This is a genomic window from Nocardia sp. alder85J, assembly GCF_020176955.2.
GTDB lineage: Bacteria > Actinomycetota > Actinomycetes > Mycobacteriales > Mycobacteriaceae > Nocardia.
This window is the reverse complement of sequence record NZ_JAIUCZ020000002.1, coordinates 366299-384204: the sequence shown is the minus strand read 5'-3', so window position 1 is coordinate 384204 and position 17906 is coordinate 366299. Positions and strand designations below refer to the sequence as shown.

Here is a 17906-nt window from a genome sequence, read left to right as displayed (position 1 = left end):
TCCTCATTCCTGTGCGGTGGAGACGAACTGAGCGGCCACGGGTTTCGGCACAGAGATGGCGGCGGGCACGGCCGGGAGCAGGGTGCCGCGGGCGAGCGCCGCGATCGTGCGCCCACCCACCACGACCACGAGCAGCGCGTTGACCACCAGACCGAGCCGGATCACCGCCCACCAGTTGCCGTCCGGCGAGATGACGGAGCCCAGCGCCAGGATCACCGCCGAGAAGGGCATGGTGAAGGCCCACCACGGCAGGCCGAAGGGGGCGCTCACCAGCCTCCGCCCCCGGATCACGAGGCCCGCGAACACGAATCCCGTGACACCGAGCGCGATCCGGTCGAACGGACTGTGCGGCAACAACTCCGCGAGGTCGACGCAGGCGACGGCCGGCGCGGCGAGATGGATCGCGGCGGTCGGGGCCAGCGGCGCCGGCAGCTTCGGGAAACCGACCGGCGCGGCCAGGTAGAAGGTCGCGAGCACGGCCGCCGCCGCACCGAGAATCGTCCAGCACCACCCCTCGGACAGAAAGTCGTGCGCGGTGATCGGGACCATCAGGCAGGCGATCCCGGGAATCAGTTGCGGTGGCATCGGATTTCCCGGCTCCGGCACGCGGTCGCGCGCGTGGACGAGGGCCAGTGCGGACGACGCCGCGATCACCGCCCCGGCCGATGTCAGCACCGCGGCGAAAACCCGCGCGGAGCCCTGGAAAATCTCGGCGGCCAGCAGGACGGTCACCCCGGGCTGTCCGTAGAAGCAGACGAACGCCGGAGTCCGGAGGTCATTTCTTCCCGCCACTGGAAAGCGAATTAGTTTGACAGCGTGCGCCAGCACGCTTATCGCGAGAATCAGGAGGGAGATACCCGACAGCACCATTGCCGCAGGATGCAGCCATTGCTCGGTGTGAAAAACCACCAGCGCCAGCCCCTGGATGCCCATCGCTGGGCCGAAAATCGCTGTGGGCAGCGCGGACATGTCGATACGACCAACACTCATTCGTCTCCCATGATCAGACGAAGCCCCGCCCCCGGGGCACACGGATCGGAAACACATTCGAAATCTCGAGCGTCGAGATCCACACCGACATTACGGCGATTCAAACCTCGACGCACCAACTTTTCCGCCAAGAACTCGAATGCCGCCGATAAGTTTTTCTATTCGCCCCCGAGGTTGTCGGCTGATACGCTTTGCCGCGCCGGGGGCGCGGCAACCCGATGTGCGCGAAACAGGACAATCGCCGGTCGAAGGCGAAAAGTTACACCCCTTCACCGAGTACCGTCCAGCCCCTCGGAACGTGCCCGAAAAAATAGGGGCAACGGCGATCGGGGCCATGGTGACCGCGGTCACGAATTGCGTGCCGCGGCTACCAATGGCGACCGGAAACCATCCCATGAATTACCCGGGGTCAACCTTTCACATGTTCGGTATACCGGTCCGTGATCAGGGTCCGGAAAAATTCCTGGATATCTCCGGTCAGCAGGTGCGGGACCTCGAGCGCCGGAAAGTGGCCGCCCGCATAGAACTCCGACCAGTGCGTGATGTGGTGCGTTTTCTCCGCGAATCGGCGGATGGCGAAGTCGGCGACGGGGAACACCGCGACCCCGGTGGGGGTGACGCCCTTCGGCGTCGGCGCGAACATCAGCGGGTCGTGGAACCGCTCGTAGTAGTAGGCGGCGACACTGCGCGCGGTGTCGGTGAGCCAGTACACGGCGGCCGTGGTCAGCACAGTGTCGAGGTCGAGCTTCCGCTCGGTCCACTCGTGGTACTTCTCCACGATCCAGGCCAGCTGCCCGGCCGGCGAGTCGGCGAGCAGTTGCGCCAGCGTGTCGGGGCGGGATCCGGCCAGTTGCATATAGGCGGAGCCGTCGTCCTGGAAGGCCTTCATGGCGGCCAGCCGCTGCCGGTCCGCATCGGACAGGGCCGCCATATCGGCCGGATCGCCGGTCGGAAAGGTGACCAGGGCGTTGACGTGGACGCCGACGATATGGGCGGCATCGTCGCGGCCGAGCCGGGGGGCCAGGAAGGCGCCGTGGTCGCCGCCGTGCACGCCGTACCGCTCGTAGCCGAGGCGGGCCATCAGTGCGGCCAGCGCGGCCGCGATCCGGCCGTCGTTCCAGCCGGTCTCGGTGAGCGGGCCGGAGAAGCCGTGGCCGGGCAGCGAGGGGATCACCAGGTGGAAGGGCGGCACATCCGGGTCGGCCGGCGCGGTCAGCGGTTCGATCATGGCGTGGAAATCGAGCACGGTGCCGGGCCAGCCGTGCAGCAGCAGCAACGGCGTGGCGGCGGCGTGCGGTGAGCGGATGTGCAGGAAATGCAGGCGCTGGCCGTCGATGGTGGTGATGAACTGCGGGTACGCGGCGAGCCGGGCCTCCACCCGCCGCCAGTCGAACTTCTCGGCCCAGTGGGCGATCAGCTCGCGCAGGTGGGCGGTGGGGACGCCGCGTTCCCAGCCGGTGCCCGGCACCGCATCGATGAAGCGGGTGCGCCGCAGCCGGTCGCGCAGGTCGGCCGGCGCGGTGTCGGGGATCTCGGGATGGAAGGGGCGAATCTCGTTGTCTGTCATGTCTTTCACGATTCCGGTAACGAGGGGCGCGGCGAATCACGAGAATTCGTTATCTTCGGCCCGCAGACCCGCCGGTATCGTTACGGCCGTGGTGAGCCTCCCGGTCAGCGGCACTTTCGTCGGACGCGCCGCCGACCTGGCGAATCTGGATGCGGCGCGGCGGGATCCGGCGGTGACGGCGGTGCTGATCACCGCGGCCGCCGGGATGGGCAAGTCACGGCTGGTCCGCGAGTTCGGCGACCGGCTGCCCACCGGCACCCTGGTGGCGACCGGCCGGTGCCCGGAATTCGGCAACGACGCAGTGCCGTTCGGCCCGTTCGTTCCCGCGTTGCGGGAGTTGCTGCGGACCGTCGGCGTCGGCGGGTTGCGGGAGGTGTTGCCCGCGCCGACGCCGGCTCTGGCCCGCTGGCTGCCCGAGTTGACCGGAACCGGCTCGGCGGCAGGCGATCCGGACCGCACCCGGCTGTTCGGCGAGGTGCTCACCGTGCTGGAACAGCTGTCGCAGACCCGGCCGCTGGTCCTGGTGCTGGAGGATCTGCACTGGGCCGACGCCTCCAGCCTGGATCTGCTCGCCTTCCTGGTCGCCAACCTGGACCGTGCCGAGGTACTGATCGTGGGCACGCATCGGCCGGTCGGCACGGGACGCCTGCGTGAGCTGACCGCCGAGTTGCGGCGGCTGCCGAGTGTGCTGCGGATCGAACCGCACCCACTGACCCGGTACGAGGTGGGCCGGCTGCTGGCGGCGCTGCTGGGCCGGGAGCCCGAACCGGGCCGCACCGCAAGGATATTCGAGCGCAGCGGCGGCAGCCCGCTGTTCGTGGAGGCGCTGAGCCGGGCCGCCGACGATTCCCCGGCCGAACTGACGGAACTACTGCTGGCCGGTCTGGCGGGGCTGTCGGCCGATGCCGTCACCACGCTGCGAGCCGCCGCGGTGGCCGGATCACCGGTCGAGCACGAGTTGCTGGCCGTGGCCGCCGATCTGCCGGAGGAACGGCTCGACGCCGCGATCGCCGAATCGGCCGACGCCCGGCTGCTGCTGCCCCGCGAGACCGGTTACGAATTCCGGCACCTGCTGATCCGCGATGCCGTGTATCAGGATCAGTTGCCCGCCAAACGAATGCGCACGCATGCCCGGCTGGCTGCGGCGCTGCGCGCGGACGCGGACCTGCTACCGCGCGAATCGCGCAGCGCGGAACTCGCCGAGCACGCGTACGCGGCGCGGGACTGGCCGGTGGCGTTGTCGGCGTCCTGGGAGGCCGCCGGTGTGGCCGCCGACGCGGGGGCGGATCCGGAGCGGTTGCGCCACTTGGAGCGGGTACTCGACCTGTGGGACCGGGCACCGCGGGTCGCCACCGCGCTCCCGGTGGACCGGGCCGCCCTGCTCGAGTCGATCGCCGAGATCTGTGCCCGGCGCGGCGCGGTCGATCGCGGCCTGGCGCTGGTCGACGAGGCGCTCGGCATGGCCGACCAGGCACCCGACTTGGGCAGCGAGGCGGCGCACAGGTTGGCGAACCAGTCCGCCCTCGTTGTGGTGTCGCCGACCACTCGGAACCCGGACGTCGGATCGACGGCCGCAGCGGATCGGCGACACAGCCCGAGCGGCACGCTGAATGCAGTGGTCGCGCCACGGGTGGACGCGGCCGATGCACGGCCGGGTGAGACGCGGTCGGCGCGCTTGGGCAGGCTGCTGCTGATCCGGGCGCGGCTGGGTAATCAGGCCGGTGGCGGGCTGGCGGATCTGCGGCGGGCGCTGGCGGTGCTGCCGGAGGAACCGTCCGAGGTGCGCGGGCAGGCGCTGGTGGAGCTGGCGTCGGTACAGATGTTCACCGGCGATGCCGCCGGTGCGGCGCGCAGTGCTCGTGCGGCGGTGGCCGTCGCCGAGCAGGTGCCCGGGTCCGCTGCGCTGGCCGCGCGGGCGTACACCTTCCTGGGCCTCGCGTCCGCAGACGAGATCGATTTTGCCGCAACGTATTTCCGGACCGCGCGGGAGCTGGCCCCGGATCCCGCCGCCCTGCTGACGGTGTCGATCTGGGAGTCGGCGGTGCAGGTGGCCGCCGGTGAGTACGACACCGCGATCGCGGTCGTGCGGCAGGGGCTGCGGGCGGCGCACGACAGCTTCCGGTTCGTGGAGAAGGGGCCGATCCTGATCGTCAAACAGGTGCAGGCACTTACGGCGCTGGGCCGGTGGACCGAGGCGGCGGACCTGATCGAGGAGACCCTCGCGGACCGGATACCGCCGATCGCCCGCGCCGCGCTGCTGTTGTGCCACGCGCGCATCGCGGTCGCGCGCGGCGATACCGATTCGGCGCGCACGGCCGCCGACGATGCCGAAGCACTACTGGGAAGCCATGATTGGGCCGTTCAATATCGACTGGAGCTGGCGGCCATCAGGATTCGCTGCACCGACGATGGGATCGACGAGCTGCTGACCGCGGCCCTGGCGGGGATCGACCCCGCCGCGCATCCGCACGAGGTGTGGCCGCTGCTGACGGTCACCGCCGACCGGACCCCGGCGGATGTCGACCCGCTCGCGCTGCCGTGCCGGACCCGGCCCGACATCGCCTACCGGCTCACCCGGGAGGCTGCCCGCACCGGCGACGCCGACGACTGGCAGGCCGCCGCCCGCGCCTGGCAGGAGCTGTGGCGTCCGTTCGAGCAGGCCGAGGCGCTGACCGAGGCGGCGCGTGCGCTACCGGCCCGCGGCGATCGGGCCGCGGCCGCGACGGCGCTGCGGACCGCGCACACGATCGGCACGGACCTGGCGGCCGAACCCCTGCTCCGGACGATTTGCGACATCGCCCGCCGCAGCGGCGTGCAACTCGGCGACGAGGCTCCGGCGGCCCGCCCCGCGCCCCGCAAGGGCTCCGAATTCGGGCTCACCGCAAGGGAACTCGATGTCCTCCGGCTGATCGCCGCGGGACTGAGCAACCGCCGCATCGGGGCCGAGCTGTTCATCAGCGGCAATACCGCCGGAGTGCACGTCTCGCGCATCCTCGCCAAACTCGGCGCCGCCACCCGCACCGAGGCCGCCGCACTGGCCCGCGCACACGGCCTGCTGTCCGGCGGCGACGAACTCGGCGCCTGACCCGGACGCCATCCACATGCCGACCAGCCGCACCGTCCGCCCTGCCACCCGGCGCGTTCGGCGACCGAACCGATCGGCCTCCCCCTGAGGTGCCGATATCGGCCCGGGGACTCCGCCCGGCACAATGAGGCGGTGAGCGATCTTCAGGTGTACCGGTTCGGGCCCGCCGACGGGCCCCGCGTCCTCGCCCTGCACGGCCTGACCGGTCACGGCCGCCGCTGGGAGGCGCTGGCCGCCGAGCAGTTGCCGGAGGTCCGGATGATCGCGCCGGATCTGCGCGGGCACGGCCGGGCGACCACGTTGCCGCCGTGGACCTTCGAGACGGTGGTCGAGGATGTCGCGGCGGTGCTGGACGGGCAACCCGCACTGGTCATGGGGCATTCGTTCGGCGGGGCGGTGGCGATCCGGCTGGCGCTGCGGTACCCGGAACTGGTGCGGGGGCTGGTGCTGCTGGATCCGGCCGTCGGGATGCCGGCGGACCTGATCGACCAGATCGCGGTGGCCACGCTGGCCCGGCCCGATTACGCGGATGTCGAGGAGGCCCGGCTGGACAAGCTGGAGACGGCGTGGGCCGATGTCGACAGTGCGCTGCTGGACGCCGAATTGGCGGAGCATCTGGTGCCCGCGCCCGGGGACCGGGTGCAGTGGCGGGTGCATATGCCGGCGATCGTGTCGTACTGGGGACAGCTGGCCCGGGAGATCGTGGTGCCACCCGCCGGCCTGCCGACGGTGCTGGTGCAGGCGATGAAGGCGCAGATCGTGACCCCGCAGTTCCGGGCCGCGCTCACCGCGCAGCTCGGCGATCGGCTCACGGTGCACGAATTCGACTGCGATCACATGGTGCCGCAGTCGCGGCCCGCCGAGACCGCTGCGGTCGTGCGGGCGGCGTTGTAGCCGTGCCGACCTCCGACGCCGAGATCGAGCGGGTCCGGGAGCTGGTCGCGGCGATTCCGCCCGGCCGGGTGGCGACCTACGGCGACATCGCCGCCATGGCCGGGCTTTCCACTCCGCGCACGGTCGGGTGGATCATGCGCACCGATTCGGCCGACCTGCCCTGGCACCGGGTGTTGCGCGCCGACGGCCGGCCCGCCGCGCAGCTGGCGCATCGGCAGCTGCGCAAGCTCGCCGAGGAGGGCTGTCCGATCCGGGACGATCGGGTGGATCTGGCCGCTGCCCGGTACCGGTTCGAAACCGGTCCCGGCACAAGCTGACCCGGCTCGGCGCGTCGAATCACCGAACCCGCCCCGCGCCCGGCACGGGTTGACTACCGTGGGGGTATGTCCACCCGTCTGGCGTGCGTGGTGTTCGAGGCGATGCGACCCAGGATCGCGGCCCGGTTCTGGGCCGATCTGCTGGGCTGGGCCGTCACGGTCGATCGGGACGGCGGCGCGGACGTCGCCGCGCCGGACCCCGACGGCCCGGATGTGGGGCTGAGTTTCCTCCCGGCCCCCTCGCCCAAGACCGGGCCCAACCGGATTCACCTCGATCTCTCCAGCAGATCGCTGGATCATCAACGGCTGCAAGTGGATCGGGCGCTGGCGCTGGGCGCGCGGCCGATCGACATCGGGCAGGGCGCGGTGCCGTGGGTGGTGCTGGCCGACCCCGAGGGCAACGAATTCTGTGTGCTGGAGCCGCGCGAGCAGTATGTGGACACCGGCGCGGTCGCCGCGATCGTCGTCGACACCGCCGATCCCGGACGGCTGGCACAGTTCTGGTCGGTGGCCTCGGGCTGGCCGGTCACGCTCGACGAACCGCGGTCGACGGGTATCCGGTCGGCCACCGGGATGGGTCCGTGGCTGGAATTCCTCCGGATCGCCGACGCCGCGCACGAGCACAGCCGCCTGCATCTGGACCTGATGCCGTTCCCTGCCGACGATCCGGCCGCGGAGGTGGCGCGGTTGCGTGCGGCGGGGGCGATCCCGATGCGCTACATCGGCTCACCCGCCTTCGATCCGCCGATGGTGCTCGCCGATCCGGACACCAACGAGTTCTGCCTGCTCCGGCCGTGATCGTGGCGGGGCCGTACGAGGCCGCGCCCACCCCTCACTACCATCGACAGACATGATCACGCTGCCGGGGACGAGTTCGTGACGACCGCCGACGCGATCGTGCTGGCCGGTGGCCGCGCCACCCGCATGGGTGGAGTGGACAAACCCGGAATCGTCGTCGGGGGGCGATCGATGCTGGAGGCCGCCGTCGCCGCCGCGGCGCGGTGCCGGCACACGGTGGTGGTGGGCCCGCCACGTCCCGACCTGCCGGCGGCGGTGCGCCAGGCGCAGGAGATGCCGGCCGGGTCCGGTCCGGTCGCGGCGCTGGCCGCCGGACTGGCGGCGCTGGACACCGGCGAGACGCCCGCGGACCTGGTGGTGGCGCTGGCCGCCGACATGCCCTTCCTGACCGACGCGGCGGTCGGCGCACTGCTCGAGCACCTCGAGCGATCCGGCGCCGACGCGGTCTTCGCCGCCGACGAGACCGGCCGTCCGCAGTATCTGGTCGGGGTGTGGCGGCGGGCACTGCTCGCGGACGCGCTCGCGGGGCTACCGTCGCTGGTGAACCAGCCGATGAAGGCGCTGGTGCCGACGCGCACCGCACTGCTGCCGCTGGCCGGGGCCGCCGACTGCGACACCCCCGACGACCTCCGCCGCGCCCGCGCCCGGACCGCCCCGCTCACCCTGGACGAGGCGCGGAACATCGTGCGCGACAAGCTGACCCGACTACCCGCCCGGGAGTCGGCGCTGCGCGCGGCGCGCGGCGCGGCGCTGGCCGCCCCGCTGGCGGCCGCGGACGCGTTGCCCCGCTTCGACGTGTCCGCGATGGACGGGTACGCGGTGTCCGGCACCGGACCCTGGCAGGTCCGCCACGACATCGGCTTCGCCGGTGGGCAGCGACCGGCCGGGCTGCTGACCGGGGAGGCGGTGCGGATCGCGACCGGGGCGCATGTACCGGACGGCGCGACCGCGGTGCTACGCGACGAATTCGTCCACCTGGACGCGAACCTGCTGTATCGCCTGCCGGACACCCCGATGCGCGACGATCGCCGCCGCCGCGGCGAGGACTGGCACGCCGGTGACGTGGTCGCGGCCGCGGGCACCGTGGTGTCGGCAGCGCTGATCTCGGTGGCCGCCAGCGCCGAGGTCGGCACCGCGCCGGTGCGCGGTCCGGTGCGGGCCCGCATCGTGATGACCGGCGACGAGATCCGCAGCGCCGGACCGCTGCACCCCGGCCAGACCCGGGACTCGATCGGGCCGGTGCTGCCGGAACTGTTGTCGCACTGCGGAATCACCGTGATGGACCGGGTTCATCTGCGCGACACCGCCACCGGCTTCGACGAGGTGCTGGCCGCCGGCGCCGATTGCGATCTGCTGGTGGTCGTCGGCGCCACCGGCGGCGGCGCGGCGGATCAGCTGCGCGATGCGCTGGACCGGGCCGCCGCGCGAACCCTGGTGCACCGCTTGCGACTACGCCCCGGCGGGTCCGGTGTGATCGCCGAACTGCCCGCCGGCACCGCTCTGCTGGGACTGCCCGGCAATCCGTTCGCGGCGGTGGCGACGCTGCTGGCGCTGGCGCCGGCGATCGTGTCCGGGCTGACCGGGGCCACCGCGCCCCGGGCGATCGTCGGCCCGCTGCGCAATGCCGCCGAGATCGCCGACACCGCCACCCGGATCACCTCGGCGCGGGCGGTTCCCGAAGGTGGCTGGATCGGCGACGCCGGCATCCGCACCAACCACCTGGCCGGGCTGCTGGACCGCGACGGCCTGGTGGTCGTGCCGCCGGGGGCGGCCGACGGCGCGCTGGTGGAGTTCATCCCGCTGCCGGTCTGACCCCCTTGCGGACGGGCAGCCCGCCCGGCATTGTGTAACACGTTTCAGAAATAGGAGGACATCATGGCCACCGCAGGCGAACTGGTCACCACCTTCTGCGCCGAATGGCGCACCGGGACACCGGAATCCATCGTGGAGTACTTCACCGAGGATGCCGTCTACCACAACATCCCGATGGATCCGCTGGTCGGCAAGCCGGCCATCCTGGAGTTCCTGCGCGGATTCATCGGCGCGTTCGGCAACATCCACTTCGACGTGCATCGGCAGGCCGAGATCGGCGACGTCGTGCTCAACGAGCGCACCGACAAGTTCGCCATCAACGGCAGCCCGATCGAACTGCCCGTGATGGGCAGCTTCGAGGTGCGCGACGGCAAGATCGCGGCCTGGCGGGACTACTTCGACATGGCGCCACTGGCCGAGCTGGGTCAGGGCTAGACCCGGCCCGGCCGGTGGCGCCCGCCGGAGTCAGCCGCCGGCGGCCAGCGGCGCGCAGCGGTGCATCTCGGCGGCCGGGGCCGGGCGGGCGCTCGGGTCCGGGATCGGCACCGCCGCCACCAACCGGCGGGTGTACTCCTCCCGGGGGGCGACGAAGACGTCGGTGGCCGTACCCGTTTCGACCACCGACCCGCCCTGCAACACGACCACCCGATCCGCGACCCGATGCACCACGGCCAGGTCGTGGCTGATGAACAGGCAGGCGAACCCGTACTCGGCACGCAGATCGGCGAACAGGTCCAGCACCTGGGCCTGGATCGAGACGTCGAGGGCGCTGGTGGGCTCGTCGGCGACCAGCAGGCGCGGCGCCAGCGCCAGGGCACGGGCCAGGGCGACGCGCTGACGCTGTCCGCCGGACAGTTCGGCGGGCCGCCGACCGGCGTAATCCCGTGGCAGGCGCACAGATTCGAGCAGGTCACCGACCTTGGCCCGGAGCAGTGAGCCGCCGGCGACCCGATGCACCTGCAACGGTTCGCCGATGGATTCGCCCACGGTGCGCCGCGGGTCCAGGGACGCGGCCGGATCCTGGTGCACCAGGGCCACATTCCGGCGCAGTGCGCGCAACTCCCGGCCGGGCAGCCCGGCGAGCGCGGTGCCCTGCAACACCACCCGGCCCGCGGCCGCGGGCACCAGCCCGAGCGCCACCCGGCCGAGTGTGCTCTTGCCCGAACCGGATTCACCGACCAGGCCGATCACCTCGCGCGGCGCCAGTGTCAGCGACACCTCCCGCAACGCCTGGAATGTCCGGCCCCGGCTGCGGTAGACGACACTCAGGCCCTCGATCCCCAGCACCGGTGGGGCGGTGACGAGTTCGGGCCGCAGCGCAGCGCCGGCTCCGGGCCGCGACGTCACCGTGCGCTCGGACCGCGACGTGGCAGTGAAGTCGGACCGCGAGGCCGCCGTCGGCTCGGACAGCGGTTCGGCCGCGCGCTCCGACGACGGTGCGGCCGGGACCTCGGGCGACGTTGCGGTCGTGGTGGTCCCGGGTAGGCGCGGGACCGCGGCGAGGAGGTCGCGGGTGTAGGGGTCGTGCGGGGTGGCGAACAGCTCACGGACCGGCTGCTGTTCGACCACGCGACCGCCGCGCAGCACCACCACGCGGTCGGCGATCTCCGCCACCACGCCCAGGTTGTGGGTGATGAACAGGATCGCGGTTCCGTTGCGGCGCTGAAGGGTTCGCAGCAGGTCCAGGATCTCCGCCTGAACGGTGACGTCCAGGGCGGTGGTGGGCTCGTCGGCGATCAGCAGGTCGGGTTCGCCGGACAGCGCCAGCGCGATCACCACGCGCTGCCGCTGGCCGCCGGAGAGCTGGTGCGGATACCAGTCCACTCGGCGGTCGGCCTCCGGAATGTCCACCCGGCGCAGGAGTTCGATCGCGCGGGCCCGCGCCTGCGCGCGGCCGATCCGGCCGTGCGCGCGCAGCGCCTGCACCAATTGGGTGCCGATCTTCTGCACGGGATTCAGCGCGGTCTGCGGCTCCTGGAACACCATGGCGGCGCGGGTACCCCGCAGTGCGCGCAGTTGTTCCTCGGTGGCGCCGATGGTTTCGGTGCCGGCCAGCAGGATCGAGCCCTCGGACCGGGCGGTCTCGGGCAGCAGACCGGCCACCGAGCGGGCGGTCAGCGACTTGCCGGAGCCGGACTCCCCCACCAGCGCGACGACCTCACCCCGGCGCACCCGCAACGAGACCCGGTCCACCACCGTGCGGGCGCCGAAGCGCACCGACAACTCACGGATGTCCAGGACGGTGTCGTGGTCCGTATCCTCGGGCACGGCAGCCTCTTTCGTTCCCGCGCGCAGGGCGGCGATGGTGACCACGGCCGTCACCCGACCCGGGCGGCGCGGCCGAGCGCCTGGGCGATCAGCAGGAAGCCGAGGGTCAGGCCCGCTACCAGCACCAGCGGGCCGGCGGCGAAGGCGGGGTTGGCGTCCAGATTCGGGATCGAGTCGGCGATGATCGAGCCCAGGGACGGCTGGGGTGGCCGCACGCCGATCCCGATGAAGCTCATCGCGCTCTCCACGAAGACGCCGAGTGACAGCGACAGCGCCAGCTGCACGATCAGCGGTTCGAAGACGTTGGGCAGCACGTGTTTACGCAGCGTCCACCAGGTTCCGGCGCCGATCACCGTGGCGGCCTCGACATAGGGCTGTTCCCGGACCCGCAGCACCGCTGTGCGGATCTGTCTGCCGAAGCCCGGGATCTCGGCGGCGATGATCACGACGATCACCGCGGTCGTGCCGGGCCCGATGATCGCGGCCAGTGCGATGGCGAAGATCAGGGTGGGGAAGGACAGGATCACGTCGAACACTCGCTGCGCCACCACATCCGCCACCGCGTTGGTGGTGGCGAGCAGCCCGATCAGCGACCCGATCACCGCACCGACCGGCACGGCGACGAACACGATCAGCAGATCGACCCGGATGCCGTGCAGCGCGCGGGAGAACACGTCCCGGTTGAGCTGGTCGGTGCCGAACCAGTGGTCCGCGCTCGCGCCGAGCAGGTTCGCGCCCGAGATCTGGGTCAGCGGATCGGCACTGGTGAGCACACCGGCGAACAGACCCGCGCCCGCGATCACCAGCACCAGCACCAGTCCGGCCGGCCCCTGCCCGCCGCGGAACCCGCGCAGGATCGAATGCCGTTGCCGCTGTTCGAGTTCGGCCTCGGCAATCGGGATGTCGACGACCGCCGCGCTCATGCCTCTCCTCCGATCCGGATCCGGGGATCCAGCCAGGCGTGTATCAGATCGGTGATCAACTGGATCGTCACGAAGATCAGCACCGACAACAGCAGCAGCACCTGCACCACGGGATAGTCCCGGCGGCTGATGCCCTGCTGGATGAGCTGGCCGATGCCCGGCCAGGCGAAGGTGGCCTCGACCAGCACCGCGCCGCCGAGCAGTTGCCCGGTCTGCACCCCCAGCGCGGTCAGCGCGGCCGGTGCGGCGTTGCGCAGCGCACCGCGAATCACGATCTGCCGGTGCGAGATTCCCAGCGAGCGCGCGGTGAGCACGTACTGCCTGCCCAGTTCGGTGCGCAGTGCCTCGGTGAGGAAGCGGGTCAGCGCCGCGAACACCGGCAGCGCCAGGCACACCGCCGGCAGGATCAGGTACTGCACGGCGATGTCCGGGCGAGCGATGAAGCCGTCCGGCGGCACCCCACCGGCGGGCAGGATCGGGATCGCGACCGCGAACACCAGTACCAGCAGCACGCTGGTGACGAAGGTGGGCACCGCAACCGCCACGGTGTTGACCGCCGTCGCGGCGGCGGTCAGCCAGCGGCTGGGCCACAGCACGGTGGCCGAGGCCAGCGCCACCGCCGCCACGATCGCCAGCAGCAGCGCCGATGCGGCCAGCACCAGCGTGTTGCCGAAGGCGGCGCCGATCAGATCGGTGATCTGCCCGCCGAGGATGTAGGAGCGGCCCAGATGCCAGGTGAAGATGTCGCCCAGCCAGGTCAGGTACTGGGCCGGGATCGAACGGTCCAGGCCCAGCTGATGCCGGATGGCGGCCACCGTGTCGGGGGTGGCGTCGCCGCCGGCCAGGATGTGCGCCGGATCGCCGGGCACCAGCCGCAGCACCAGGAAGATCAGCACCGAGGCCGCGAACAGCACCACCAGCAGGGAGGGCACGCGGCGCAACAGATATCGGATCATGCGAGGAACGCCTCCGTGTACAGGGTCTCCCGCCGCTTGGTCCAGCTCAGGCCGTGCAGTTTCGCGGCGGTGGCCACCTGCTGGAAGCGGACGCTGATCTCGATCAGGAACAGATTCTCCAGAAGTTGGTCGGACACCGCCTGATAGGCCTGCACCGCCTGGGCGCCGGTGCCGTCGGTGACCTGCCAGGCGGCATCGGCAGCAGCGACGTAGGCCGGAGAATCGAAGTGCGAGGCGTTCTTTCGCGCATTGAACGGATAGGCGCTGACGGTCAGCGTGGACGGCACGAACTGCGCCCAGGAGTGGTCGGTGACCCACAGCGCGGGGAAGTTCGCGCCGATCAGATTCTTCACAAAGGTCGCGTTCTCCTGCGGATCCAGCGTGGTCTCGATGCCGATCTCGGCCAGGTTCGCCTGCACGATCTGCGCGGTGGCCTGGTTGATCGGCGAGACGGTGCTGTAGGTCAGCGGCAGCTTCGGCACCGAACCGACCTGCGCCACCAGCGCTTTCGCCTTCGCCAGGTCGCGGGTGTACCGGGTGTTGCGGGTCTGGTCGAAGGCCGGGGAGGTCTTCGGCCACGGCAGATTGATCGCGTATCCGGCCCCGCGCTGCACCTCGGAGACGACCCGGTCCCGATCCAGCGCGTAGGCGACGGCCTGCCGCAACCGCACGTCGGCCAGCACCGGATTGCCGACATTGGCCCCCACGTACAGCTGCAATTCGGCGCCGTCGTAGTTGACGGACTTGAAACCCGCTGTCCTGCCGATGTTCTCGTTGTCACGGTAGTTGAGGTTGTCGGCGGCCAGGATACGACCGGACTTCAGCGCGTTCAGCTGCGCCTGCGAGTCGCCGACGATCTGGGCCTCGACCCGGTCCAGATAGGGCCGCTCCGGCACCCAGTAGTGCGGATTCCGGTCGAAGACGAAGCGGGTGTTGGGGGTGCGCTCGGTGAGCTGGAACGGGCCGGTGCCGACGTACTTGTCACCGGTGGCGAAGGCGTCGAAACTCTCCTTGTCGATGATCGGCACGGTGTCGAGCAGATCGAAGATGTTGCCGAGCGGATGCTCGAATTGCAGCACCAGCCGGTGCGGGTTGCCGGAGTCGTAGCCGCTGATCGCGGCGGCGGTGCTCTTGAGCTGGCCGGACCACTTCGGGTCGGCGTAGGTGCGCAGCGAGAATTCGGCGTCGGCGGCGGTGAACGGCCGGCCGCTGTGGAAGGTGACGTCGTCGCGCAGTTCCAGCGTCAGCGACTTCCCGTCCGGGGCCAGGGTCCAGGACTTCGCCAGCAGCGGCGCCGGCTGCACCGTGTCGTGCGGGTAGCGGATCAGCGACTCGTAGACCAGGCCGATGATCAGCACGGCGCCGGAGGTGTTGGTGAAGAAGTTGCCCGGCACCACGTCACTGGTGGTGCCGATGGTGAGCGTGCCGCCACGCACCGGCGTGGCATTGTCGCCGCCACCGGTCTGCTTGTCGCCGACGGCCGAGTTGCACGCCGCGAGCAGGCCGCCACCGGCGGTCGCCAGCGCGACGACGCTCGCGGTACGCAGGAAGGAACGGCGGCCCAGCACGCCGGGGGTCGAATTCATCTGGTATTCCTCGCGATACGGGCCGGTCCGAGTCGTCAACCGGATGCGGTGCGGTTGCGGGACCGGCCGTGGGATACAACGGCGGCGACGGACGCGCACCCGTGGGTGCGGTCACTCACATGCGACGCGACAGCAGCACTCCGGTTCCCGCGCGGAACCGGCGGTGCGCGCGCTGGGTCGACTCGTCTGCATGACCGGACGGTATCGACGCGGGCCGTGGCACGTCACCGGTTAATCGCAGCGTGCATGAAACCCTTGCGAACTGCCTGTAGTCGATTGTGTACACGGTGAGTGCAACCCTGGTCCGCACGCGGCCGCCGATGCTTGGCTGCCCGCATGCCCCTACCTGACCATGCCCGCGGTTACGAGGACTTCACCGGCGCCATCGGCCGCACCACGGCCGACTCCACCCCGCAATGGACCCATCCCCCGGCCGCGCCCGCCGGCGCTCCCAACATCATCGTGGTCCTGGTCGACGACCTGGGCTACAGCGATATCGGGCCGTTCGGGTCCGAGATCGAGACGCCGACGCTGAATCGGCTGGCCGAGAGAGGCGTCCGGCTCTCCAACTACCACACCACCCCGCTGTGCTCGCCCTCGCGCGCGGCGCTGCTGACCGGGATCAACTCGCACCGGGCCGGTTTCGGCTTCGTCGCCAATGCCGATCCGGGCTATCCCGGGCTGCGGCTGGAGCTCGCCGACGATGTGCTGACCCTGCCGGAGATTCTGCGGCACAACGGATATGCCACCTACGCGGTCGGCAAGTGGCATCTGGTACGGGATGCCACCCTGCATCCGGGGGCGCACCGGGATTCCTGGCCGACACAGCGCGGATTCGACCGCTACTACGGGTCGCTGGAAGGCTTCAACTCCTACTTCCATCCCAATCAACTGATCTCCGACAGCTCGCCGGTCGACGTCGACGAATATCCCGAGGGCTACTACGTCACCGACGATCTCACCGACAAGGCGATCTCGTATCTGAAGGATCTGCGCGCGCACGACGCGGCCAAGCCGTTCTTCCTGTACTTCGCGCACGTGGCGATCCACGGGCCGTTGCAGGCCAAGGACACCGATCTGGCGAAGTACCGCGGCCGCTACGCGGCGGGCTGGGACGCGTTGCGCCGCAGCCGCTTCGCCGATCAGCTGGCACAGGGCCTGTTCCCGCCCGGCACCGAGCAGAAGCCGCGCAACACCGAGCCGGGTTATGAAGCGCAGGAATGGGATTCGCTGTCCGCCGAGGAACAGCACCGGTTCGCCCGGTACATGGAGGTATACGCGGCGATCGTCGACAACATCGATCAGAGCCTGGGCCGGTTGCTGGACACCGTCGAACAGCTCGGCGAACTGGACAACACGATCGTGGTGTTCACCTCCGACAACGGCGGCACCGCCGAGGGCGGCCCGGTCGGCACCCGCAGCTACCTGGCGGAATTCGCGCACATCGACGATCCGGACTGGGTCGGCGATCAGCCGCACGACGTGGATCTGATCGGCACCGCCCGGCTGGGTGTGCACTATCCACGGGGCTGGGGGCAGGCGTCGAACACACCGTTCCGGTTCTACAAGGGCCAGACCTTCGCCGGCGGGGTACGGGTGCCGTTCGTGGTGTCCTGGCCGAAGGGGTTGCCGGAGAACATCATCCGCGACGAATACGTCTATGTCACCGATCTCGCGCCGACGCTGCTGAACCTGGCCGGACTGTCGCGGCCGGAGGTGCGCAACGGGTTGCCCGCCGAGGACTTCGACGGCGTGTCCGCGGCCGGCGTGCTGCGCGACGCCGACGCCCGCTCCCGGCACACCGAGCAGTACTCGGAGATCACCGGGCATCGGGGCTTCTATCGGGACGGCTGGAAACTGCTGGCGCTGCACGATCCCCGCCGTGATGTCGACGATCCGCGCTGGCAGCTGTTCGACGTGCGCGCCGATCCGACCGAGCTGCACGATCTCTCGCAACGGTATCCGGAGAAGGTCGCGGAGCTCGCGGCCGCCTGGGACGACGCGGCGTGGCACAACACGGTGTTCCCGCTGATCACCCGCGAGGATCTGGCCCGCCGCCGACCGGCGGAGGCACGCTGGTCGCAGCCGCTGCGCCTGCTGCCCGGCACCCCGACGCTGGAGCGGTACCGGTCGCAACAGCTGATCGCGTACCGGGACTTCACCGTCACGGTGGAACTGGGCAGTCATGTCGCGGGTGACGAGGGCGTGCTGGTGGCGCACGGCGACCCGCAGGGCGGCTATCTGCTGTACGTGGCCGACGGCCGGATCGTGTTCGGCTACAACGGATACGGTCACTACGAGGAGGCATCGGCGCCGATCCCGGCGGGCACGCGGCAGGTCGTGCTGTCGGCGGCCGTGCGGCCGAAGTTGCGCTGGGACTTCACGATCGCCGTCGACGGACTGCCCGTTGCCGAACTGCCGCACCGGGTGCAGCTGGTGGGCATGTCGCCGTGGACCGGGATCTCGGTCGGCGTCGATGCCCGCGGGCCGGTGGCCTGGGAGCTACGCGAGCGCCGCGGCCCGTTCCGGTTCACCGGCGATCTGCGGGCGGTGGTGTATACGCCGGGGCTGCGCCGGGTGCCGGACGCGGCCGTGCGCGCGCTGGAGACCGAGGCGGAACTCGTCGGGGAATAGCCGGCCGCGGTGGCGGGGATTCACTCCCCTGCACTCGTGCGGCTACCACTCGGCGAACAGGTCCGGCGGCCGTGGA

At 70.8% G+C, this 17906-nt stretch carries 13 protein-coding genes; 7 read left to right on the top strand and 6 right to left on the bottom strand.

Features of this window, described 5'->3' with window-relative positions; genetic code table 11:
• Positions 1 to 3: 3 nt before the first annotated feature.
• Both LBW94_RS07945 and LBW94_RS07940 read right to left on the bottom strand, forming a co-directional pair.
• Complete coding sequence (locus tag LBW94_RS07945; RefSeq protein ID WP_225055245.1) at positions 4 to 990, bottom strand: hypothetical protein; 987 nt, start codon at positions 988 to 990, stop codon at positions 4 to 6.
• Between the two features lie 409 nt (positions 991 to 1399).
• A complete protein-coding gene (locus LBW94_RS07940; RefSeq protein WP_225055243.1) occupies positions 1400 to 2557 on the bottom strand; it encodes an epoxide hydrolase family protein in 1158 nt (385 codons plus the stop codon).
• An 88-nt stretch (positions 2558 to 2645) separates the two neighbouring features.
• Between LBW94_RS07940 and LBW94_RS44195 the strand changes: the two genes are divergently transcribed.
• The 6 genes from LBW94_RS44195 to LBW94_RS07905 all read left to right on the top strand — a co-directional run bounded on the left by LBW94_RS44195 (position 2646) and on the right by LBW94_RS07905 (position 9898).
• Positions 2646 to 5642, top strand: coding sequence for a helix-turn-helix transcriptional regulator (locus LBW94_RS44195; protein ID WP_323137802.1), 2997 nt, complete (start codon positions 2646 to 2648; stop codon positions 5640 to 5642).
• Positions 5643 to 5774: 132 nt separating this feature from the next.
• Positions 5775 to 6536: an alpha/beta fold hydrolase gene (locus LBW94_RS07925; RefSeq protein ID WP_225055242.1), complete on the top strand. Its 762-nt coding sequence runs from the start codon at positions 5775 to 5777 to the stop codon at positions 6534 to 6536.
• 2 nt (positions 6537 to 6538) lie between these two features.
• Positions 6539 to 6853, top strand: a complete 315-nt coding sequence (locus LBW94_RS07920) for an MGMT family protein (protein ID WP_225055240.1) — start codon at positions 6539 to 6541, stop codon at positions 6851 to 6853.
• 66 nt (positions 6854 to 6919) lie between these two features.
• Entirely contained in the window at positions 6920 to 7651 is a 732-nt protein-coding gene (locus LBW94_RS07915; RefSeq protein ID WP_225055239.1) for a VOC family protein, read from the top strand.
• Positions 7652 to 7729: 78 nt separating this feature from the next.
• Positions 7730 to 9463: an NTP transferase domain-containing protein gene (locus tag LBW94_RS07910; RefSeq protein WP_225055237.1), complete on the top strand. Its 1734-nt coding sequence runs from the start codon at positions 7730 to 7732 to the stop codon at positions 9461 to 9463.
• 63 nt (positions 9464 to 9526) lie between these two features.
• Complete coding sequence (locus LBW94_RS07905; RefSeq protein WP_225055236.1) at positions 9527 to 9898, top strand: nuclear transport factor 2 family protein; 372 nt, start codon at positions 9527 to 9529, stop codon at positions 9896 to 9898.
• Positions 9899 to 9928: 30 nt separating this feature from the next.
• On the opposite strand, the gene LBW94_RS07900 is transcribed toward LBW94_RS07905, so the two are convergent.
• From LBW94_RS07900 to LBW94_RS07885, 4 genes are read right to left on the bottom strand one after another with little or no spacing between them, the layout of a single operon-like run.
• Positions 9929 to 11731, bottom strand: a complete 1803-nt coding sequence (locus tag LBW94_RS07900; RefSeq protein WP_416276856.1) for a dipeptide ABC transporter ATP-binding protein — start codon at positions 11729 to 11731, stop codon at positions 9929 to 9931.
• Positions 11732 to 11781: 50 nt separating this feature from the next.
• A complete protein-coding gene (locus LBW94_RS07895; protein WP_225055234.1) occupies positions 11782 to 12654 on the bottom strand; it encodes an ABC transporter permease in 873 nt (290 codons plus the stop codon).
• Positions 12651 to 13610, bottom strand: coding sequence for an ABC transporter permease (locus LBW94_RS07890; protein ID WP_225055233.1), 960 nt, complete (start codon positions 13608 to 13610; stop codon positions 12651 to 12653). Before LBW94_RS07890 ends, LBW94_RS07895 begins: the two co-directional genes overlap by 4 nt.
• Positions 13607 to 15196 (bottom strand): ABC transporter substrate-binding protein, encoded by a 1590-nt coding sequence (locus tag LBW94_RS07885; protein WP_225055231.1) that lies wholly within the window; start codon positions 15194 to 15196, stop codon positions 13607 to 13609. Before LBW94_RS07885 ends, LBW94_RS07890 begins: the two co-directional genes overlap by 4 nt.
• A gap of 336 nt (positions 15197 to 15532) precedes the next feature.
• On the opposite strand from LBW94_RS07885, the gene LBW94_RS07880 reads away from it, so the two are divergent.
• Positions 15533 to 17830, top strand: coding sequence for an arylsulfatase (locus LBW94_RS07880; RefSeq protein WP_225055230.1), 2298 nt, complete (start codon positions 15533 to 15535; stop codon positions 17828 to 17830).
• Positions 17831 to 17906 lie beyond the last annotated feature (76 nt).

Coding starts and splice junctions, on each gene's coding strand:
- LBW94_RS07890 (WP_225055233.1), bottom strand. CDS start 13,610: ATGATCCGATATCTGTTGCGCCGCGTGCCCTCCCTGCTGGTGGTGCTG.
- LBW94_RS07940 (WP_225055243.1), bottom strand. CDS start 2,557: ATGACAGACAACGAGATTCGCCCCTTCCATCCCGAGATCCCCGACACC.
- LBW94_RS07945 (WP_225055245.1), bottom strand. CDS start 990: ATGAGTGTTGGTCGTATCGACATGTCCGCGCTGCCCACAGCGATTTTC.
- LBW94_RS07905 (WP_225055236.1), top strand. CDS start 9,527: ATGGCCACCGCAGGCGAACTGGTCACCACCTTCTGCGCCGAATGGCGC.
- LBW94_RS07880 (WP_225055230.1), top strand. CDS start 15,533: ATGCCCCTACCTGACCATGCCCGCGGTTACGAGGACTTCACCGGCGCC.
- LBW94_RS07895 (WP_225055234.1), bottom strand. CDS start 12,654: ATGAGCGCGGCGGTCGTCGACATCCCGATTGCCGAGGCCGAACTCGAA.
- LBW94_RS07885 (WP_225055231.1), bottom strand. CDS start 15,196: ATGAATTCGACCCCCGGCGTGCTGGGCCGCCGTTCCTTCCTGCGTACC.
- LBW94_RS07915 (WP_225055239.1), top strand. CDS start 6,920: ATGTCCACCCGTCTGGCGTGCGTGGTGTTCGAGGCGATGCGACCCAGG.